We start from the raw sequence: 21724 nt of genomic DNA, 5'->3' as shown, positions 1-21724 counted from the left end.
AAATCCCCTTTACAGTGAATCGATGGCACTAAAGGGTGCCATTTTTAGCTTTCAACAATTCATACGCCTTTTTAGTAAATATAACTAAGAAGATGTAATTCATTAGTCAAAGTTACGTCCCTAAAACATCATTTATATGTAAGAGAACTGAAACAACTTCTGGTCACACTTATTCTTGAAATTTTTCTAACAATAATCAGGCTCGGTTGAAACTTTTAACAGGCCAATTTCAAGGAGTAAGTAATGAAGCGTGTAGCATTATCTTTAATTGCTGGAGCCGTCACTTTAGCATTAACAGCGTGTAACGGAGACGACGGAAAACAGGGCGAGACCGGTTCACAAGGTCCTGTCGGTGAAGCTGGTGTAGATGGCAGCAACGGTGTGAATGGTTCGGATGGAGCTAACGGCACGAATGGCAGCGATGGCACAAATGGTGTTGATGGTGCTAATGGTGTTGATGGAAAAAATGGTGGCAGTGGCTTAACACGGTTAGCGACTGTGCCAGCGGGGGCTGAAGTCACAGGCATTTTTTTAAGTGATGGCGGTGACTTGTTTTTCAACGTTCAGCATCCGTCAGACACGAATACGGCAAAAGATTCAGTTAATGGTAAAGTTATTGATCGAGGCACTGTTGGCGTATTACGTGGGGTAAACTTTAATAATTTACCGCGTAATATTATCAATTCGCCAGTACCAGAAAGTGAGTTTGAACGCCAAACTGTGATTGCAGCGCTTGGTGAATATCAAATTCTTGGTCAAACCGGTGATACTTATGCTGAGTTAGGTGACAGTGGTCTGGCTGGTGGTTTAGGTGTGCACTACGGTATTAATAATAATCAAAAAATCATCGAAAATAATAATCCAGATTTTAATGGTTTTATTGCTGCAGGCGAAAACGAAGGCTACCTCTTTACTAACTGGGAATCTTACCCTGGTGGCGTAAGCCGATTAAAAATGTCAAAAAGTGCAGAAGGTGCTTGGTCTGTAACCGATGCTATGATGATCAACTTTGACGCAGTGAAGGGGACGGCTGCTAACTGTTTTGGGTCAGTTTCTCCGTGGGGCACCCCGCTAACTTCAGAAGAGTGGATCGTTAATTCAACGGTTAACTCAACCACAGATGCATCATGGAATGATCCGAGTGATACAGGTACAGATGGTATCGAAGCACTTGTTGCTCCTGATTTCCCAAATCCTTACCGTTATGGTTATATCGCGGAAATTCAAAAACCAATGACCGATGCGCCAGAAGTGGTAAAGCATTACACCATTGGTCGTTATGAGCATGAAAACTCGGTAGTTATGCCAGATCGTCGTACCGTATATTCATCACAAGATGATACCGGTGGGGTATTATTTAAATTTATTGCCGACCAACCAGAAGATTTATCCGCAGGTACTTTATATGGTGCAAAACTAACCCAAGATGCCGGCTTAAACGAGCCAACTGTCACTGGTTTTGATGTGCAGTGGGTTGAGCTTGCCAGTGGCAGCAATGTTGATATTGAAACCTGGATTGCACAATACGATGGTATTAATACCAGCGATTATGTTGCCGGTAAAACAAGTTATATGTCACTGGCTGATGTACAAGCATGGGCAGATGGTAAAGCGACATACCCTAGCGAGGCCGAAGGTGGTAGCCCTGTTACAGCAGGCAAACCGATGGATAACCGTGCCGCATTTTTAGAGTCTCGCCAAGCGGCTAAAATGAAAGGTGCTACCGCCGAATGGCGTAAGCTTGAAGGTATTAGCATCAATCATGATCGTGTACTCGAAGCGATCACTGGGCAAGATGTTATTGCAAATGAAGTTGTTACAAAAGCGTACATGTATATCGGTATTTCAGATCTCGATAACACCATGGTTGATGACGAAGGCGATATTCAACTATCAAGACGAGTAAAAGACTGCGGTGGTGTATACCGTGCGCACATTGATACAAGTTACAGCTTAACTCGCATTGAACCGGTGATTATGGGCGGTACATATCGTTCAAGCCTGACTGGCGCTGAGCGTTGTGATGTTGAACAACTTTCACAACCAGACAATGTGATTGTTATGCGTGATGGTCGTATCATTATTGGTGAAGATGGCTTCCAAGAAAACAATACGTTGTGGATGTACGATCCACAGTCTAAGTAATTTAAGCGTTAGATAAAGCGTTTTTAGGTGGGTAAACCCTGTGTTTACCCATTTTTTAGAAAAAAATAGAGTCATAAAAATGAAGTATTTAACCCCCTTTATATTACTGAACGTTGTTTTACTCACTGGGTGTTTTGATAATGAGATGCCAATGAGCGACGTTACGTATGTTCAACAAACCTCATCATCTACCTCACTATATTCAGCGCCTTATAAAGAGGGCGATGATATTCCCGCGCTTGCGTATATGCAATATGATGAAGAATATAATCCGGAATCGGTTATTCCACCGCAGTGTTATACCAAAACCCAGGGCAAAAATAATCCTTGTTATGCCTGCCATCAAACAGACAAGCAAGATAAAAATCGCCCAAATACAATGAATGATGGGCATTTACAAGGTGTGTACGAGTTTTCAGATCTTGGACTTAAAAACCACTGGAAGAATCTTTTCATTGATAGAACCCATTTAATTGCGGGTATTTCAGACGATCAAATCAATAGTTGGGTAAACCAAGATAATTACGGCAGCTTTATTAAAAAACTCAAAGCTAATCCTGATTGGCAAGGAGAAATAGCTGAAGTTAAAAATTTAGCTTATCCAGCTCAGGCATTTGATGAAAAAGGTTTTGCTAAAGATGGCAGCCATTGGGTTGCCTTTAACTATAAACCTTTTCCAAGTACTTTTTGGCCAACCAACGGTTCAACCGGTGATGTAATGATCCGCCTTGGAAAAGAATTTCGTGAGCGTGACGGCATCTACAATCAGGATGTTTATATCGCTAACTTAAGTCTGGTTGAAATGGCGATAAAAGATTTAGCGCAGATAAGTACACCAGATATTTCAGAGCGGCGTATTGGTCAGGATCTAAATAACGATGGCAGGTTATCGGCATTGGTAAGTAATATAACTAAGCAGCCCAATTATGTAGGGGATGCAAAAGACATAGAGTTAAGTTATCAGTTATACCCACAAGATACTGAGTTTTTACATACGGTACGTTACATTGGTGTCGATGAGGATGGTCAAGTCTACAATGCACCACGCATGAAAGAAGTCCGCTACATGAAAAAGCATCGCTTTAAATCTAAGCAATTGCTGGCCTCCTCGTATTATAAAGAAGCGAAAGAAAAGCACTTTGAAAATCTGCCACAAACTCGTTATCTAGGCGATAAAGGCATAAACAATATGTTTGGTTGGACTATAAACGGTTATATCGAAGATGCTCAAGGTGATCTGAGGCCTCAACATAAACAAGAGCTGGCATTTTGTAATGGCTGTCATAAAACGGTGGGATCAACTTATGATCAAAGCTTTTCATTTCCGCGAAAAGTACAAGGGCGTGATGGCTGGGGTTATATTGATTTAAAAGCCATGACCGATGTACCAAATAAAGGTGAGCAGCAAGGGGAGTTTTTAACTTATTTTGAACGTGTTGGTGGCGGGGATGAATTTCGTCAAAATCAAGAAATGCTCATGCGTTGGTTTAATCAAGATGGCACTGTGAATAAGCAAAGAGTGAAGCAGGCAAAAAATTTATATGAGTTAATTACGCCCTCTAAAGAACGCGCAACTAAGCTTAATAAAGCCTACTTTACGATCATGAAAGAGCAGAGCTACTTATTTGGCCGCGATGCAACACTATTAAAAGCTAAAAATGTACTGCAAACAGTTGACGACTCACAAGCACCACTTGAAGAACAAAACCGTTATGTGTGGGACATGCAATTAGATTGGTCTACTGCTACACAGTAATAGGTTTGATATGTTTTATATTAAAAAGTAATTACTAGGTAATAAATATGACACATTAGAGGGATATCATATTCCACATAGATTGATTGGCAATAGCTTCAATCAAGCTATTTGTGACATGAGTATCCCCCTACTATTTATAACCAAATCATTTGGATATAGGCAAACTAAGTTAGTTTGCCTTTTTTTTTGCTCAGATCATATTTTTACTAACTAAGCTTAAAAAACAGTTAAAAACAGCCCACTGAGCATTACAACGGTGATATTTAAAGCAGTCATTATTTTTACCCAAGATGCTTTGAAGCTATAAAAAATCATTAATATTAAGACACTTAGCGCCATGTAACCACAAAATAGTAAAGCGCCGTAGCCGTTATGTTGTACAACACTCAGTACTAAGCTTAGTAAAATACTGATCCAAGCAGCGATCAAAAACTGTTTACTGAGTTTGTCGCTAGGGCGGGTTTTAAATACATCACGGTAATGATTAAATTTAGCCAAAGCAAAACAATTAAATGCCAGTAAACATAGGCTCAATTGCAGTAATTCATGCATTATGGTTGCTCCTGTAACTTAGTTTTTGCTGAACGGCGCGCCCGTTGTTGCGGTGTTTTAGCCGGAGTGTGAGTTGGTATTTTTTTGGCCTGAATTACAAATAAGGCTGCAAATATTAAGCACATTAAATCAAAACTAAACAACGCCCATTGGCCGTTTAGCAAGTAGCTTATTAGATTGCCATTGGTGGTAAGAGCATTAATAACAGGCACGCTGAGACAGGCGATACCGTTTATCCACGCGAGTAAAATCCACTGCGGCCTTGCGCGTTTAAATAGCGCAAACAAAGCAACGGCTAGCCAAGTCACAAAGAATGCAAGTATTTCTTTATCAGCGCGCTCAGGGGTTGTCATAGGCAGCAACCGGTTGGCAATAAAAAATGCGCAGGTTGCAAGTGGTAAGCCCATTAATGTGGCAAGGTTTAACCCTTCTACCAACTTTAAGCCAATTGTAGCAGGTTGGTCTTTTTTCATGCGTTCGCGAATACGCTTAGCCCACATAATACAGCCAGTTGCTATCATTACACAGCCAGCTACGCCGCATAAAAAGTATAACCAGCGTAATAATGGGTTAGCTAAACGGCCTGTGTGTAGGGCTGTTAGCGAGTCATAGAACACTTCTGTATTGGTTAATTGGGCAGCAGTTTTAGCTATTAAGCTGCCATCTACACCGTTAAATAATAAGGTGGGTGTTTGGTCGCGAACTAGGCTACCGGTGTCTGCTCGGACTGTAATTGTGGCTGAGGCTTTATTTGGATCACGAATTGATATTTGTGTTAAGTCAGCATCAGGCCAGTTAGTATAAACTTGATCTAAAATAGTATCGATGGCTATTAATGGGGCGCTATCTGGGCTAGTTTTGGTGCGCAGATTAGTGGGTGACACATCGTTAAATAAACCACGAATACCATCTTCGTATGCGGTCATTGCTGGATAGGGGAATAACATAAATATTAGCGTGATTAGGCCTGTATAGGTGATCATAATATGAAAAGGTAACGCCAATACTGACGATACATTATGACCATCTAACCAACTGCGGCTGCCTTTATTGGCACGAAAGCTAAACATATCTTTAAAAATACGTTTGTGGATCACCACCCCAGATATCAGCGCTACCAACATAAATAAGCTCGCAAAGCAGACAATCCAACGGGCTGTGCGTACATCAATGTAATGTAGGTCAAAATGCAGTCGATAAAAAAAGTTACCACCTCTGGTGTCTCTTGTTTGTGCTATTTCGTCGCCTGTTTGTGGGTTGATATTGTGCTCTTGCCAACCACCAAAACGCTTCCCTTCAGGACGAGGCTTTTCATAAGCATAGTTAAGCTGCGGTTTTCGCTCTGTGGGCAAGTAAATTCCCCAACGCGTAGACTCCGGGCCTGCATTTTGTAGGTAATTAATACCACTGATAATTTGGCTACGCTGTTGCGCTACACGCTGTTCAGGCGCTTGTACATTGTGCAGTGCTGGTTGATTCCATAGCGTTATTTCGTCCCGAAAAAAACTCACTGTACCAGCAAAAAATATTAAATAGAGTAGCCAGCATACTAATAATCCAACCCAGGTATGCATCCAGGTCATGGAGCGGAAAAAACTCTCTTTCATAGCCAACCCTTTAGTAATGATAAGATCAGAGCACACCCTGAAGTAGTTAGTAAAATAGTGATCCATATTTTAGATAGTGATTTAACAGCAAACACCCAAATAAACACACAGCTGTACACTAAAATAGTCAGGCTGATACTAAGCAGTACAGCATCTGACCTTTTCAGCGGTAGAATGATACTCAGTAACGCGGTAAACACGGCAGTAAAGGTATAACCACCAACAATGGCGGCAAAAAAGCGTGAGATAACAGCAAAACGGTAAGCATGGGCTTGATAAGCTTGGCTTAATTTAGATCTTATAGAGAGTGTTTGGCTGTTTTTGACAGATTGAGCATGCATGATGATCCCTCAAAGTCCCAAATGGGGGCGAATAAAGAGGGTATTATATATTCTAGATACAGAAAAGATAGTGATTCGTATTTTCTTTGTTGTTTGTCGCGACGACAGCGCAATAATACTCAGTATATTTACTTAGTAAAATGATGATCTGCTTTTATCATTTGCTGTTTTAATTGAAAAGTTCGCAAATTTTTCAACTGCTTGTATGCTTAGTGATTGGAAGGCTATAAGCCGTTACATTAATTTTTTAGGGAGTACTATGTCAGCACACAAAAAACTTAATTATGTTGAATTTGCCGCAGCAGATTTAATCGCCACTAAGGCATTTTTTAGTGCGGTTTTTGATTGGCAGTTTATTGATTATGGCCCTGAATATACGTCATTTAGTGCTGATACAGCTGGGCTTGATGGCGGTTTTTATCAAGCTCCACTTAGCTCATTAACGCAACATGGCGCAGCTTTGTTAGTATTTTATAGCGAGAATATTGCGCAAACACAGGCTAAAGTAGAGCAGTATGGCGGGAGTATTATAAAACCAATTTTTGATTTTCCAGGGGGCTGCCGATTCCATTTTACCGAGCCCAGTGGCAATGAATTTGCAGTGTGGTCAGAACATAATTGAACGCAAAAATAGATCATAATTTTACTAACTCAAGGAAATGAATTGAATGACAGATTTGAGTTGCGAAGAAATTAAAGCATTTGTACCAGCAAAAGATTTTGCGCTTAGTTGTGCGTTTTATCAGCATATGGGCTTTCAAGTCGCGTGGGAAACCCCAGATATGGCGTACTTTTACCACGGAGACTGTAGTTTTTTACTGCAAAATTTTTATAATCCAGAGCACGCTAAAAATTTTATGATGCACTTATTAGTTGCAGATGTGACAGCATGGCATGATAAATTAACAAGTGCGGGGTTGGCGCAAAAATATAACATAAAAATTACTGAGCCAAGCTTGCAAGCGTGGCAAATGATTGATTTTGTTATTTATGATCCAAGTGGTGTGCTGTGGCGAATAGGGCAAAGCAGTGATGATGGCTAGCACCTTGTTAAAGCAAGTTAGTCAATGCGTGATCTGTGAATCTGAGCTGGCGCTTGGGGCACGTCCGGTACTGCAATTTAATCCCAGTGCGCGTATTTTAATTGCAGGGCAAGCGCCGGGGCTTAAAGTACACCAAAGTGGCATTCCATTTGATGATGCCAGTGGTAAGCGGCTGCGCGATTGGTTAGGGCTTAAGCCATGCGATTTTTATGATGCAACTAAGGTTGCTATTTTGCCGATGGGCTTTTGTTATCCAGGTAAAGGTAAGTCAGGCGATTTAGCGCCGCGTAAAGAATGCGCACCTGCATGGCGTTCCCAGCTTTTAGCGGCACTGCCCAATATTAAGTTAACCATAGTGCTGGGTAAATATGCCCAAGCGTACCATTTACCACACACAAAACATTTACCCCTCACTGAGTTAGTAAAATCATGGCGTGAGTATTGGCCAGATGTTTTGCCATTGCCGCACCCGAGTCCGCGTAATAATATTTGGCTAACTAAAAACCCTTGGTTTGAGCGTGATGTGGTGCCACAGTTGGCGCAAACTATTCAAGCAATTTTGCAATGTGAGGATGATTAGTTTGATGATCAATACCCAATTTGAGCAGCATGGTTTTTTTCATGTAAAAGGTTTTTACACTGAACGTGAACTTGTGCATGAGCGCGAAGTGATCAATTGTTTTCATCAGCAATGGATCGCAGATAATCAACAGTTTTATCAAACCAAGGCGGTTAATAGTGCCTATTTAACTGCAAATACCTATTTAGATGAGGCCCAGCGCTTAGTATTATTTAAGTTTATTGCCAGCCATAAGTTAATGGCTCAAGTTGATTCGATACTTGAATCAGCGGCCTTTATGAATACCCAGTTGTTTTTTAATCCGGTTAATCCTGAGCAAGAAAATTATTGGCATCGTGATATGCAATACCATTTAAGCTTGGCGGAGCAGCAAGCTGCGCTATCGGGTCCTGAAGTGATACATTGTCGGGTTGCGCTTGAGGATGAGCCAGGTATTGAGTTAGTACCAGGTACCCATCGACGTTGGGATACCCCTGATGAGCTGGCAACTCGGTTGGCTATTGATCACAACAACACCAGCGATGATTTAGCCACCGGCCATGTGATAGAAATGCAAGCAGGGGATTTATTAATTTTCTCGGCAAATATGATCCACCGTGGTTTATACGGTAAAGACCGCTTAGCGCTGGATATTCTTTTTGGTGAGCCACAGCCCCACGTACTGCATTTTGTTCAGGATATCTGTTTGCCTACTCCAGCGATGCTTTCGACATTAGAAGATGCCAGTGCCTTTGCGGTTACTTTGGCACACCAAGAATAACCGCGCTACATAGACCTGCCTAAAAACCACATGGGCCTCTGTAATAATCTCGAAAGATAAACAGGTCTGAGCTACATTTCGCTGTTACTTAACAGCGCCAGTAGTTGATCTTTAGACATTTGCCCAGCATCACCACTGCCGGCGAGTACTTTATCTGCGAGTGCTTGTTTATGTTCGTGCAATTGCAGGATTTTTTCTTCAATGGTATTTTGTGCTATCAGTCGGTACACAGTAACGGGGCGTGTTTGCCCTAGGCGATGCGCACGATCTGATGCTTGTTGTTCAACCGCAGGATTCCACCACGGATCGAGATGCAGTACATAATCAGCAGCGGTTAAATTAAGCCCCGTGCCGCCTGCTTTTAAGCTGATCAAAAACAGTGGTGCATGACCTGCTTGAAATTTATCAACTTGTTGTTTGCGTTTGTTAGTACTCATGCTGCCGTCAAGATAACAATAATCGATGCCGCGTTTTTGTAAGCGCTTTTCAACCAGTTTTAACACATCGACAAATTGGCTGAAGATCAGCGCTTGGTGGTTGTTTTCTAGTAATTCTTCAATAATCGCTTCTGCAGTGTCGAGTTTACTCGATGGCAACTTACTATTTTCCAGTAACAACTGCGGGGCAATACAAGCGCGGCGTAATTTAGTTAATGACGCCAAGATAGTAATGTATTGGCTGTCTTCCTGATTTGCTTGTTCAAGTGCGTTTAAACGAGTTGCTTCGTACAGTGCTTGCTCTTTTTCACTTAATGCAAAGGTTAAGTTTATTTCGGTTTTTTCAGGTAACTCGGTCAATACCGTTTGTTTGGTCCGACGCAGGATAAATGGAGCAATGAGGGTTTTCAGGGTATCGGCTTGTTGTTGGTTTTTATCGGCGTTACCAAAGCGCTTTTTAAATACTGGCAGGGTATGTAAAAAGCCTGGCATTAAAAAGTTAAACAAGCTCCACAGTTCACCTAAATGGTTTTCGATTGGCGTGCCTGACAGGGCAATTTTAAATTGACCATTGAGTGCAAATGCGGCTTTAGCTCTTAAACTCAAGGGGTTTTTAATTGCTTGTGCTTCGTCAAAGACAATATTAGCAAAAGAAAATTGCGCCAGTTGTTCACCAATTAGTGGCAGTAAACCATAACTGACGATCACTAAATCGTGTTTACCAGCCGTTGCCAGAATATCAGCGCATGCAGTGGCGTTTTCAATGATTTTTACATGCAAAGCCGGCGCGAATCGCTCGGTTTCAACTTGCCAGTTATGACACACAGATTTTGGCGCAACCACTACACTGGCACCTAGACTACTGCGCATTTGTAACACGGTTAAGGTTTGTAAGGTTTTACCCAGCCCCATGTCATCGGCTAAACAAGCATTGAGTCCCCAGTTGGCCAGTTGCATTAGCCATTTAACCCCGACTACTTGATAGTCTCGTAAAATATGGACTAAATGTGCAGGTAAGGTAGGGTCGATAGTTTGCTCAAATTTAGCTAAACGCGTTTTCCAGCTGTCACCAAATGTGACATCACCTAAGTCGGCAATGCTTTGGTGTAAAGGCAATGCACGCGCGTTGGCAATCCGTAGTTCATCACTTGGGTTTTGCTTATCAATATTTTGCATCCCTTCTAAGCGATTTAATAAGTTAGTTAAACGCTGATCCAATAATAATGAATTGCCTTCCGAAAACTCTAAAATGCTGCCACGGCGCGGGGCTTTAAGCAGAGTTTGTAATTCGTATATTTGGCCGCTAGGGAGTGAGATTTTACCACTGACGCTTAACCAATCGTTATCATCATTTAAGTTAAGAGAAAGGTGCTGGCTTTTGGCAACTTTCATGCCTTGGCTCGTTTCGTCCCAACTTAATACCAGAGACTGTGCTTTTTGCGCAGCTTCAAGTAACTCAATTGCTTGGCTAATATCTTCAGGTAAATAAAACTGCTGTTGAATTTGATTATGTTGCGGTGATTGCCGATCAGCAAATAATCCGGCCATATTTTTCAGTAAATTTCTAAACGCTTTTTGCTCTGCTTTTAAATCACGTTTAATAACAATGCTGTCGGTTTGATCATCATCAGTATGTGCGAGTGTCAAAGCACCAATGCCGGGCTCAACCCAAGGGCCATCTACGCCATTTGGCATGGCATAAAAGTTAATGTTGATACCTAATTGGGTAAGAGCGATCACTGCGGCAAATTCACACAAGCCTTGGCGTACGTTGTTGATATGAGCAAACTCGGTACGCTGGCTGCTAATATGATGCTCGTTAGCCAGTACTTGTAATGCGGCATTTAGTTGTGGCAGTTTTTCTTCGGTTAAATTATTGGGTTGTTGCTCAAATAATTGCAGTAATTTGAGCTGTTTGTCATCAATGGCGAATACTTGGTAACAATTTGCGTGACTGTGGATAAGTAAAAAGTCACAGTCCGGATCGCTGATACTCGGTTGCATTACCAGGCGATAGCAATCATTGCTGTCTTGTGCAATTTCAATAACAAACTCGCCTTTGATCAGCGTAAGTGGCTGTCCATTGTGATCTTCAAGCCCTTTAAACCCTATTAATGCTTGTAATACCGCGGCCGTTGCGTGTATCTCGTGATAACCAAAACCGGCATGGTTGTTGAGCACTTGTACTAAGTTATGATCGGCGCTGGTTAATGCATCTTGATACTGGTTATAAGCAAGTTCTTGGGCGTTTACTTTACGACCTTTGGTCCATTCGCCTTTGGCATTGAGTTGCTGTACTTTGGCTTGTATGAGCGGTAAATCTAAATGGGTTAAATCCAGTTGCCATATAATTCGTTGCTGCGCAGTGGGCGTATCAATTTGGCTAATATCATTAAGCCAACGCTGCCATTGTGGGACGCGGGTAAAGTGCTGTAATAAACCAGTATTGGGTAATGGTGTGTCATCGCTAAGCCAATTAACTAAGTGCTGGCATTGCTCAGCTAACCAGTGTTGATGCGCATTAATTGCGCTATTGAGCTGTTCTAACAGTTCAGTATCACCCCTTAGATGATTTACCTGTTCGTCTGTGGCGTTTTTAATAATTGCCAGTAATAAGCAAAATAATGGCGCTAATGCATTCGGGTTACCAAGTAGATGACTTAAGCTGTTGCTTAAACGATGGTTTTGATAGTTAGCTAAATCCTCTTCCAGCAAATAATCAATCGCTTGGCTTGGGTGGCTTAATTCCCCAAGATTTTTTTGATACCATTTTCGACAGGTATTTAGTTGTTTAATATCTGCAGCGGTTGCACTGATAAATAGGCATATAGTGTAAAGTAATCCGGTGATCTCGGTCGGATAGATGCCTTTGCCAAAGTTTTTTCTAAACGCTGTTAAAGCGCTTTTATACTGTATCAAAGCAATATCAATAAACTCACCCTTGATGGCATTGGTATTTGCTTCATAAAAAGTGGCTAAAACACGGTCTCTTTTATCATCTAGCAATTCAGCAACATTATCTTCTTGTAATAATATGGCTAAATTCTCATTCAGATAAATACGTTTTCTCAGCTCTGTTGTTGGGAGCGCTTTGGCAATCAGAGTCGGCCATGCACGCTCACTGGTGAGATTGAAAAATTGACCGCGGATAAAGTTATCTAAGCAAAGCTGTTGCCATTGCTCAGGTAGGCATTGCCACAGTTGCTCGCTGTATGGTGATTGCGCGAGCAAATTAACAAAGCCGCTATCAAGCTCAAGTGATAAATCACCAGGGAGCGGTTTTTTTCCGTTTTTTGCGCGGTCAAGATCATTAAATAGCAGGTGCAGAAAGTGCACTGCTTTATCGTGGTAATAATAGCTTTTTGTAGCTTCGGTTAAAAAAGCATGCAATAAAACTGGCTGATGTTTTATCGCATTAATAGCTCCATAAGCAACTGCGCTAACTGATATACGAAAGTTTGGTCCGTAGGGGAGCTTCCAAATTAAATCTTTAGATTCGAGTTGTTTAGTGTATTTAGCGACTTCAGCTTGAGAAAACGAATAGCCATTTTTAATGTGACTATAAAGACGTTTAGTGAGCTGCTGAACAGAGTTCTCATAGCCATGCGATGAGCCACTTATTATCAGTGCAAGTAATACACACAGTTGTTTTTGGTCGTTATCAGTTGTGGCGGGCGGCAAAGTACTTAATGGCATAAAATCAATAATTAAAGTCGCTAATGATTGCAGCCAGTATAAGTTTCAGCTGGGGGAGTTACAACCAATAAAAAAGCGACCCAAAGGTCGCTTTTTTATAAAAACCTATTGCACTTTGGCAAACAGTTTTTGTAGTTGCGGCATATATTCTTTAATTAGTTTTAAATTACTTTCGCTAACAACCGGCGCACCTGTATTAGCAGCATTAGCTGAGTTACCAAGTGTGCCCATCATTGAACTAGCGCTGTTATTTTTCGAGCCGCCCATACTTTGCAAACCGCCCATTAACTGATTTACTTTATCTTTGTTTTCTGGCGATAAATTACCTTTGATGTTTTCAAGGTAAGCCATTGAGACTTCAGAACCCACAGTAATTAGTTGTTCAGGGGTGAAACCATATTTATTGGTAAGGGCTGCAAACTCTTTGTATAAATCATTATCTTTGATTGTACCAAGGGCGCCTAATGCCATTGCAGTCGAGCCCCCTTCAGAGCCACCTAACATACTACCCAAATCCATGCTTTTTAATGAATCTTGATTTTGTGACCAATCAACAACCGCGGGTAATGCTTTCATATAACCTTGTAAATCTTTTTCTGTGATATCTGCCGCAAGGCTTGAAAAACTCATTGCTAACAAACTAAGAGATAAAATTATTTTTTTCATGTTGAGCACCTTTATTCAATTGTTAGTTGCATTAAAGACTATTAATTAGATAACCGCTATAAATTAAAGAGGGTTTTAGTCTGTTAACATCAGATGATATACTACATTTTTGCCTGATGTAGCTGAACCTCATGTTAATTATTTCAAATACCGTAACAATCGATGAATGGGAAGTCGAGCTGTCAGCTATTCGTTCACAAGGAGCGGGTGGTCAAAATGTTAATAAAGTGGCCAGTGCGATCCACCTTCGCTTTGATATTAATCGCTCAAAGTTACCAGAGTTTTATAAAGAGCGGTTGTTGGCGTTCAATGATAGTCGAATCACTAAAGAAGGTGTGATTGTTCTCAAAGCACAAAGTCATCGAACTCAAGAGCTAAACAGGGAAGATGCGTTAAAGCGACTAAAACAGCTTATTTTATCAGCCACTAAGGTTGAACGTGCTCGTCGTGCTACTAAGCCAACACGTAATTCACAGCGCAGACGCATGGATAAGAAAACCAAACATGGTAATACCAAAGCGCTGCGCGGCAGTGTTAAAGTTTAATTTATAAGTTTGGTTTAAGCACCTCAAATAACGCGTTAATATGATCGTCTCTATCATTAAGCGCAGCTATATAACGGTATTTTTCACCGCCAGCTTGTTCAAAAATCTCTCGGTTTTCACCTTCTAATTCTTCAAGTGTCTCAAGGCAATCAGCGCTAAATGCAGGGCTGATAATAGCCACGTCTTTAATCCCTTCGCTTGGTAAGCTCTCAAGGGTTGCATCTGTGTAAGGTTTTAACCACTCAGCTTTACCAAAACGGCTTTGGAAAGTGGTGATCACTTTGTCTTTGTCTAGGCCTAGCTTTTCTACCACTAAACGGGTGGTTTGTTGGCACAGGCAGTGATAGGGATCGCCATTATCTAAAAACTGTTTAGGCATACCGTGGTACGAAAACACCATTTTTTGTGGCATACCGTGTTTTTCTAAATCTTCGCTAATGCTGTTAGCGAGTGACTCTAGGTAGGTTGGGTTTTTGTGATACCCATTTATAAAGTGAAGCTCTGGCACCCAGCGCCATTTTTTTAATACATTCGCCACGGCATCAAATGTTGAGCCTGTCGTTGGGCTTGAATATTGTGGGTAAAGTGGCAACACAATAATGCGGGTTAAGCCTTTATCTCTGAGCTCTTCAAGGCCCGCTTCGATTGATGGATTACCGTAGCGCATCGCCATAACCACTTCGGTATTGGTATAGCCATGCTGTTTTAATAAGGCATTTAATTTAAGGCTTTGCTGGCGTGTAATATGGGTCAGTGGCGAGCCATTTTCAGTCCAGATACTTTTATATAGTTTAGCTGAGCGTTTTGGGCGAATACGCAAAATGATGCCATGCAGGATGATCATCCACACAATACGCGGTATTTCTACGATACGAGGGTCTGACAAAAACTCACGTAAGTAAATACGCAATGCACTTGCTGTTGGGGCATCGGGGCTGCCTAAGTTGGTCAGTAAAATCCCTGTTTTTTGATTAAAACGCTGATCATGAGGGTTATCGGTAACGGCTGAAAATCGCGACACGCAATGCTCCTAAAGCAAAATAGACGGTTATGGAATATATGCTATTAATATTAATAGCTTATTGTAACGAATGAAAGGGTAAATAGGATCACTGATTTACAATGATTTGATCATGATCCTAAATGGAGTCGGTTTTTTAGCTTCTAGTTGCTGTAACTTTTCAATGGATTTAGCACTAAATATATGCCCCTTTGGTAGCAACATAATACCCGTGTGACTATGCAGTGCATGGCTAAGTACCATATTGATGGCTAGCTCTTTGGCCGTTATTATTTTCATCGAGCCTACTTTTGCTTGCTGCTTAATGCATTTAACTCGGCAAGCCTCCAAAGCTTGCACTAATTTAGGATGGTAAAAGTTACCGCTGTACATTTTTACTGTTTCGAGTGCATGTTGGTGCTTTTCTTCATCTTTTAAATTACTTTGTTCAAATGCATCCCAATAGTCACGTGCAAGCGCGAGTATCATTGCACTAAGAGGAATATCATTACCTTTTAATCCTTTAGGTAGGCCATTACCGTTATAGCGTTCGTACTGGTGATAAATGGCGTCAGACACTTCATGCAGATGAGTCGCAGGCATTAACATCAATTGTGCTGTACTTGGATGCGTATAATAACTTTTGCGTTGCTGTTCATTAAGCGCATGCACGGGTTTTTCATAAAGTGCGGGATCCATTGCTAACAGCCCTATTTGAGCTAAGTAACCAGCCATTGCCGCCATTTCTATATTTTTTGGCGGTAGCTGCAACTGTTTTGCTATTTGCGTACAGGTATTGGCAATGTTCTGCGCTTTAGTGCCATCTAAATATGGATTGGCATTAATGAAATTATAGAGCAGCTCGAAGGTTGCGCGGTGTTCATTTTTTTCATTTGTATTGGCAACTTTTAGCTGTTGTAAGACCTGTTTAATCTGTTTAGTTCGTTTCTCAACTAACTCTTCAAGTGAGTCATTTAAATCTTTTAATTGCGAGTTTTGTTTTTCTACATGGGCTTGAAGAATTATATTTTGTTTCTTTAAACGGTATTTCTCTACTGCTGACTTTATTATGCTTATTAGTTGATCATTCTGCCATGGTTTGTTGATATATGCATGAATACCGCCTTCATTTACTGCTTTCACAGTAGATTCCAAGTCAGAAAAACCAGTAAGTAGTATGCGTTGCGTGTCTGGGGCTGTCTCTCTTGCTTTAGCTAAAAACTGAGCACCATTCATTTTTGGCATGCGCATGTCGCTTATGATGACATCAAACTCTGTCTCTGCCATTTTCTTTAATGCTTCTTCACCCTCGCTACAAACTGTTGAGGTGAAATTATATTGCCTTAACAGTCTAGTAAGTGATTTTAGTACTCCTGGTTCGTCGTCTAAGCATAAGATATTTGCAGGCTTATTTGTCAACTCCGCGATTTCTTGTATTTCATGCATATTTATTGTCTATTCAAATACTTTGTCATTTTTAATCTAGTATATGTTTAAAGTATAAACAATTTTTAATTATTAAATGTTTTCAGCGTTGTGAGTCATTTTATAGAAAGTAAACATATCTTTTCAAATTTTAGTAACGTAAAACTTTCGCGAGCGCAGACAAAAGTGAGTTGTTTTTTTGCAGAAAGTATAAAACCCATCTAGTATGAGACAGATAAGACATTAATGTTAATACAAGAGAGATTGTAATGGCGATACCGATAACAATTGCAGATGATTCAGCGCTGTCACGCAAAACTATTCGAAGGGTCTTGCCAGAAGATTGGGATGTAGAGATACATGAAGCTAAAAATGGAATCGAGGCTTTAGAGGCTGTGAATAATGGTCTGGCTGAGGTGTTATTTCTAGATTTACAAATGCCGCAAATGAATGGGTATGAGGTTTTAAAGGAACTGCATGATGAGCATAAAAAAACAATCGTAATTGTAATTAGTGCTGATATTCAACCAGAGGCGCAGGCATTAGTTAATTCTTTGGGAGCGTTTAGGTTTTTGAAAAAGCCAATATCTGCCGAGGAGCTTAGTAATACATTACAAGAGGTTGGGTTGTTATGATTACTATTAGCGAAGAGGAGCGAGATGCCTTACAAGAAATAATGAATATATCTATGGGGCAAGCTGCAGATGCACTTGCTCGGCTGATCCAAACAAAGGTTGCGTTGTCGGTGCCAGCCATTGAGGCGTTGTCGCCTGCGGCATTTCAAGAAGTTCTCGATAATTTTAAAAGTAGCTGGTTTGCAAGGCAATCTTTTGTCGGAACAATTCGAGGTGAAGTGATTACTGGCATACAAAAAGATGGATGTTCAGCACTGGCTGATATAATGGATTTTGACTTACCATTAGATCAAGCGGCTACTGAGGAACTTGTATTGGAGGTTACAAATATAATCTCGGCTGCCTGTTTGCAGGGTTTTACTAGTCAACTTGAGTTATCTACTCAGTTAAATATGCCTGCCTTTTATTATCCAGATAAAGCAACACAAAATATTGAATGGTCCTCTGTGTTAATTATTGAAGTGGATTTTAAGATTGAGCATATGAAATTTGATGCTCGCGTGTTAATTGGACTCAGTGAAGGGTCTATAGAACAAGCACTCATTCCTATCCGTGCTCTCTTGGAGGAGTAATGGAAAAAGCGGAGTTTGAGCGAGTAATAAGGCAAATCCCCATAGGAGCTTGCATTATTGATGTAAACTGTGTGATTACCTTTGCTAATCCTGCATTTTCTGGCGGTTTAACTGCAAGAAATGACCACCTTATAGGTGAGAACCTGCTCACTGTGTTCTCTGAGCAAGCGCGTTTTTTAAGGCGAAAAATAGACAGTGTATTTGTACTCAAAAACTCTAGCTTCAGTTACTGGCAACAACGGCCACATGTATTTCCGATGAGAAGCACTCGACCTATTACCGGTGATGAGTCTCAAATGTATCAAAATGTTCAATTTATGCCGATTACTGCTTGTGATGGAGAAGTGAGCCATGTGTGTATTGTTGTAACAGATGTAACAGCAGAGGCTAGTTATTTTATGCAGCAAACTGATTTGAAAAATGAGTTGGAGTCTGAGCATCAGCAGCTAAAAAAACTACATCAAGAGCTTAAAATTGCACAAAGGCAAATGTTGCAATCCGAAAAAATGGCTTCTATTGGTCAGCTTGCTGCGGGGGTTGCACATGAAATTAATAATCCTATTGGTTTTGTGCGCTCAAATTTAGAAACGCTAAAAGATTACTCGCAAAAATTAATGAAGACCAATGAAACGCAAAAGAAAATTATTTTAAAGCAAGCTGAGCCTAGGTTTATTGCGTTACTTGAAGATGTTTATGAAAAAAACGGTATTGCGTTCATTAATGAAGATCTCCCAGAACTGCTTAACGAGTCTTTAGATGGCACAGAGCGAGTTCGAAAAATAGTAAGTGGATTACGTGACTTTGCAATACAAGATGATGAAAATTGGGCTGAGGTTAATTTATGTGCAGAGATTGATTCTGCCTTGGTGGTACTTGAAAACGAAATAAAATATAAAGCCAAAACATCCGTCTCACTACCTGATGAAGCTATAACTTTTTGGGCAAAACCCAGTGCAATTAGACAGTTGTTGTTTAATATTATTGTAAATGCGTTGTATGCAATGCAGCCAATGGGTTTATTGAGTATTAGTTGTGCCTATAATGAAAGTAAAGATGTGCTACTTACAATAACCGATACAGGATCTGGTATTAGCCCTGAAGATTTAGTGCGTATTTTTGATCCCTTTTTTACTACGAAAGATATAGGCCAAGGTACTGGGCTTGGACTCTCTGAAGTATACGCAACGGTTCAGGAACATCACGGTCAGGTTAATGTGAGTAGTGAATTAGGCAAAGGCAGTTGCTTTGAATTTACGTTTAAAAAGCAAAAATAAACTTTAGAGTGAAACACAAGTACTTCCTTTCAAAGGTAATACTGAGCTGGCTAAAGCTAATGTTTTTAAATGATGGAGGCGGGTAATGAAAGGCATAATTTTTAATGTGTTAGAAGACATGGTTGTAGAGCAACTAGGTATGGAGGTATGGAATGAGCTATTACAATCACATACACCTGAGGGGCGCGTTTACGTGTCGGTAAAAAATTATGACGCTGGTGAGTTATTTGCAATGGCTAATGGTGTTGCGCTGAGACTCAATATGCCATTGCAAGATGTAGTGAAGGCATTTGGTCAATTTTTATTTAAAGGACTCGCTGATAGACACCTTGATGTAGTCGAGCGCTTTACTGATTTTACGTCATTGGTTATGGGGATCCATGATGTTATTCATCTTGAAGTAAATAAGTTATATCAAGACCCATCACTGCCGACTATATCATGTCGTATTAGCCGCCCTGGTCACATCGAAATGAATTACAATTCGCCGCGTAAACTTTGCTTATGTGCAGAAGGTTTATTATTCGGTGCTGCTGAATACTTCGATCAAGCTATTAATATTACGCACGCTGTGTGTATGCACAAAGGCGCCCAGCAGTGTATTTTGCATATTGAGGTTGCTGATGAGTGAATCTAGCGATGCTTATTATGTTGCTTATCTACGCGAAAAAAAAGCAAGAAGGGAGGTCGAGCAGTTGCTTGAAGATAGCTCGCGGCAGCTATACGAAAAGAATAAGTTACTTGAGCAGCAAATAACGCAAATAAAATCACAACAGCAGTCAATGTTACAACAAGAAAAGTTGGCCACATTAGGATCGTTAGCGGCAGGCGTCGCTCATGAAGTTAATAATCCACTGGCATTTGTAATGAGTAATGTTGATACACTTTATTTGTATAGTAGAAATATGATTGATGCATTAAATCGCTCCAGTATTTCGTTATCCGAAGATAAGGAGCAACTACTTGTCATTCAAGATGATTTACCTGAATTAGTTTCAGATATTAATGAGGGGTTAATTAGAATTAGAGATATAACAAAAAACCTGTTATTTTTTGCCCGTAATGATAGCCAGCATCAGGTTGAGGTTAAATTGCAAGATGCTATAGAATTAAACTTAAAATTGCTAAAGCCATTACTTAAAGATATTAATGTAGAACTTGATTTTACGTATAACTCGTCCGTTTTATTTACACCGAACGAATTAAATCAGTTATTAGTCAATATTCTTCTTAATGCTATTCAATCGTTTATTCCCGATAGTGAACGAACAGCTCAGATCAATGTGTCAGTGAGTGAGTTAAACAATAAGACTGTTTTAAAAGTAACTGATACTGGCTGCGGAATGAGTGATGATATAAAAAACAAAGTTTATGACCCATTTTATACAACTAAGCCTGTCGGTACTGGAACCGGAATGGGTATGTCAATGGTTTTACAAGTTGTACAAAAGCATAATTGTAAAATATATATTGAGTCAGCTATTGATGTGGGGTCTACTATATTAATTGAATTCCCACCATTAGATTAACTATCTATTATCTGGCAAAGGTTGAGTCATTATTTATGTCGATTATTATACAGTTGAAAAATCCGCTAAAGAATAAAGTTTAGTCATCATTTTTTTCCTTTAATGCTATTATGGTTAATTCTTCATCATTTAAATCTGAGTTTTTAGGAAGTGTAATACTAAAAACAGTGCCTTCTCCTGGTTTGCTTTGTACCGAAATTTTTCCATTATGCTGTTCTATAATAGCTCTTGAAATAGCCAGACCTAATCCAGTCCCCAGGGCAAGAGCATGAAAAAAGTCTATGATTTCAATACCTTTTCAAGGTAATCTGTACTGCGCATAGCTTTTTTCTGTTTTGCGGGCATGCCTTTATTAAAGCTTGTTTCTGCTTTTAGCTGATTAAATGCGATGTGTCTCAGCCCCGCAAATACAGGTGCTGCACCTTCACGCCTAATTCGGCAATCATCTTCTTTAAATCCGACATCTAAACGCCAATGTAATCCATTCTCTATTTGCCAATGTTGCCGTGCGGATCTTGCGAGTTCTTCCGCCGATAAATATGCTGAACTGATGTAGTATCTATAGCATAACTCATTGCTTACTTTGTTTTTTTCTTTCCTATAAGAAACAATAACTCCCACTGTTTTGGCATCTTTCCAATTGCTCGTTTCTGATAAATCACTTACGTTATGACTAACAGCACAACACCTGAATTCTTCTCTGTTTTTATGATAATCGGCTTCATTAAACAAAACTCCTTCGGACGCTTGTCGTGTGACCTCAGGTAATAAAGCATTCTCTATTTGTGACAGTAGTCCTTTATGGTTCGCTTTTACTGCAAGTAGGTAATCGGCTTGTTTATCCACTATTGTCTCTGCAATTGATTTTTGACACCCCATCGCGTCAATCGTGACTAAGCAGCCTTTTATCTCCAGTAATTCAAGAAGCTCTGGTAACGCTGTTATTTCATTCGACTTTTTATCAACAGGGCATTGCGCCAAAACAACACCATTTTCGCACGCAAATGCACTGACCATATAAAGTGCATCGCGCCTATCTGACTGATTAAATGAACCTTTCAATCGCTTACCATCAATCGCAACTACATCGCCCTGAGTTAATTTAGAACAGTCTTTCATCCAAGAAGAAAAAGAATCTTGAAACTGCGTCATATCAAT

21 protein-coding genes are annotated in these 21724 nt (G+C 40.3%); 12 read left to right on the top strand and 9 right to left on the bottom strand.

The features are described 5' to 3' along the window. The first annotated feature begins 243 nt into the window (after positions 1 to 243). Both H5183_RS15665 and H5183_RS15660 read left to right on the top strand, forming a co-directional pair. A complete protein-coding gene (locus H5183_RS15665; protein WP_145239870.1) occupies positions 244 to 2145 on the top strand; it encodes an alkaline phosphatase PhoX in 1902 nt (633 codons plus the stop codon). Between the two features lie 79 nt (positions 2146 to 2224). Continuing rightward, entirely contained in the window at positions 2225 to 3901 is a 1677-nt protein-coding gene (locus H5183_RS15660) for a hypothetical protein (protein ID WP_182732134.1), read from the top strand. Between the two features lie 219 nt (positions 3902 to 4120). Here the strand turns inward: H5183_RS15660 and H5183_RS15655 are convergent, their stop codons facing one another. Genes H5183_RS15655 through H5183_RS15645 form a run of 3 tightly spaced genes read right to left on the bottom strand, consistent with a single transcriptional unit; the run spans position 4121 to position 6404 of the window. Continuing rightward, positions 4121 to 4456: a DUF3325 domain-containing protein gene (locus H5183_RS15655; RefSeq protein WP_145239865.1), complete on the bottom strand. Its 336-nt coding sequence runs from the start codon at positions 4454 to 4456 to the stop codon at positions 4121 to 4123. Beyond that, the gene (locus H5183_RS15650; protein ID WP_182732133.1) at positions 4456 to 6063 is read right to left on the bottom strand and encodes a PepSY domain-containing protein; all 1608 of its coding nucleotides are present in this window, start codon (positions 6061 to 6063) and stop codon (positions 4456 to 4458) included. Before H5183_RS15650 ends, H5183_RS15655 begins: the two co-directional genes overlap by 1 nt. After that, positions 6060 to 6404, bottom strand: coding sequence for a hypothetical protein (locus H5183_RS15645; RefSeq protein WP_182732132.1), 345 nt, complete (start codon positions 6402 to 6404; stop codon positions 6060 to 6062). The genes H5183_RS15650 and H5183_RS15645 overlap by 4 nt, the downstream gene beginning before the upstream one ends. Positions 6405 to 6663: 259 nt before the next feature. Here H5183_RS15645 and H5183_RS15640 point away from each other — a divergent pair, with 259 nt between their 5' ends. From H5183_RS15640 to H5183_RS15625, 4 genes are read left to right on the top strand one after another with little or no spacing between them, the layout of a single operon-like run. After that, entirely contained in the window at positions 6664 to 7026 is a 363-nt protein-coding gene (locus H5183_RS15640; RefSeq protein WP_145239859.1) for a VOC family protein, read from the top strand. Between the two features lie 46 nt (positions 7027 to 7072). After that, entirely contained in the window at positions 7073 to 7447 is a 375-nt protein-coding gene (locus H5183_RS15635) for a VOC family protein (protein WP_145239857.1), read from the top strand. Then, a complete protein-coding gene (locus H5183_RS15630; protein WP_182732131.1) occupies positions 7437 to 8027 on the top strand; it encodes a uracil-DNA glycosylase family protein in 591 nt (196 codons plus the stop codon). The genes H5183_RS15635 and H5183_RS15630 overlap by 11 nt, the downstream gene beginning before the upstream one ends. Positions 8028 to 8031: 4 nt before the next feature. Then, the gene (locus H5183_RS15625) at positions 8032 to 8787 is read left to right on the top strand and encodes a phytanoyl-CoA dioxygenase family protein (protein ID WP_145239853.1); all 756 of its coding nucleotides are present in this window, start codon (positions 8032 to 8034) and stop codon (positions 8785 to 8787) included. A 71-nt stretch (positions 8788 to 8858) separates the two neighbouring features. Here the strand turns inward: H5183_RS15625 and H5183_RS15620 are convergent, their stop codons facing one another. Together H5183_RS15620 and H5183_RS15615 are read right to left on the bottom strand one after the other, a co-directional pair. Further along, a complete protein-coding gene (locus H5183_RS15620; protein WP_182732130.1) occupies positions 8859 to 12920 on the bottom strand; it encodes a DEAD/DEAH box helicase in 4062 nt (1353 codons plus the stop codon). Positions 12921 to 13025: 105 nt separating this feature from the next. Further along, on the bottom strand, positions 13026 to 13586 hold the full coding sequence (locus tag H5183_RS15615) for a short-chain dehydrogenase (RefSeq protein WP_182732129.1): 561 nt from the start codon (positions 13584 to 13586) through the stop codon (positions 13026 to 13028). 131 nt (positions 13587 to 13717) lie between these two features. On the opposite strand from H5183_RS15615, the gene arfB reads away from it, so the two are divergent. After that, positions 13718 to 14131, top strand: a complete 414-nt coding sequence (gene arfB, locus H5183_RS15610; RefSeq protein WP_145239847.1) for an alternative ribosome rescue aminoacyl-tRNA hydrolase ArfB — start codon at positions 13718 to 13720, stop codon at positions 14129 to 14131. Position 14132: 1 nt separating this feature from the next. Here the strand turns inward: arfB and hemH are convergent, their stop codons facing one another. Both hemH and H5183_RS15600 read right to left on the bottom strand, forming a co-directional pair. Next, positions 14133 to 15152 carry a ferrochelatase gene (hemH, locus tag H5183_RS15605; protein WP_145239845.1) on the bottom strand — a complete coding sequence of 340 codons (1020 nt, stop codon included), beginning with the start codon at positions 15150 to 15152 and terminating at the stop codon, positions 14133 to 14135. A 96-nt stretch (positions 15153 to 15248) separates the two neighbouring features. Next, positions 15249 to 16577, bottom strand: coding sequence for an HD domain-containing phosphohydrolase (locus H5183_RS15600; RefSeq protein WP_145239843.1), 1329 nt, complete (start codon positions 16575 to 16577; stop codon positions 15249 to 15251). Positions 16578 to 16825: 248 nt separating this feature from the next. Here H5183_RS15600 and H5183_RS15595 point away from each other — a divergent pair, with 248 nt between their 5' ends. The 5 genes from H5183_RS15595 to H5183_RS15575 all read left to right on the top strand — a co-directional run bounded on the left by H5183_RS15595 (position 16826) and on the right by H5183_RS15575 (position 20566). Beyond that, positions 16826 to 17191: a response regulator gene (locus H5183_RS15595; RefSeq protein WP_145239841.1), complete on the top strand. Its 366-nt coding sequence runs from the start codon at positions 16826 to 16828 to the stop codon at positions 17189 to 17191. After that, positions 17188 to 17763, top strand: coding sequence for a chemotaxis protein CheC (locus tag H5183_RS15590; RefSeq protein WP_145239839.1), 576 nt, complete (start codon positions 17188 to 17190; stop codon positions 17761 to 17763). Before H5183_RS15595 ends, H5183_RS15590 begins: the two co-directional genes overlap by 4 nt. Further along, on the top strand, positions 17763 to 19037 hold the full coding sequence (locus H5183_RS15585; RefSeq protein ID WP_145239837.1) for a sensor histidine kinase: 1275 nt from the start codon (positions 17763 to 17765) through the stop codon (positions 19035 to 19037). The genes H5183_RS15590 and H5183_RS15585 overlap by 1 nt, the downstream gene beginning before the upstream one ends. A gap of 85 nt (positions 19038 to 19122) precedes the next feature. After that, on the top strand, positions 19123 to 19668 hold the full coding sequence (locus H5183_RS15580) for a heme NO-binding domain-containing protein (protein WP_182732128.1): 546 nt from the start codon (positions 19123 to 19125) through the stop codon (positions 19666 to 19668). Beyond that, positions 19661 to 20566 (top strand): sensor histidine kinase, encoded by a 906-nt coding sequence (locus H5183_RS15575; RefSeq protein ID WP_182732127.1) that lies wholly within the window; start codon positions 19661 to 19663, stop codon positions 20564 to 20566. Before H5183_RS15580 ends, H5183_RS15575 begins: the two co-directional genes overlap by 8 nt. 79 nt (positions 20567 to 20645) lie before the next feature. On the opposite strand, the gene H5183_RS15570 is transcribed toward H5183_RS15575, so the two are convergent. Further along, a complete protein-coding gene (locus H5183_RS15570; protein WP_220496340.1) occupies positions 20646 to 20825 on the bottom strand; it encodes an ATP-binding protein in 180 nt (59 codons plus the stop codon). 20 nt (positions 20826 to 20845) lie between these two features. Next, a partial coding sequence (locus H5183_RS15565; protein ID WP_182732126.1) for an ISAs1 family transposase occupies positions 20846 to 21724 on the bottom strand: 879 nt, incomplete at its 5' end.

Source organism: Pseudoalteromonas sp. SR44-8 (assembly GCF_014163635.1).
Lineage (GTDB): Bacteria > Pseudomonadota > Gammaproteobacteria > Enterobacterales > Alteromonadaceae > Pseudoalteromonas > Pseudoalteromonas rhizosphaerae.
The sequence above is the reverse complement of the archived record's forward strand: the minus strand, read 5'-3'. Positions and strand labels throughout refer to the sequence as shown.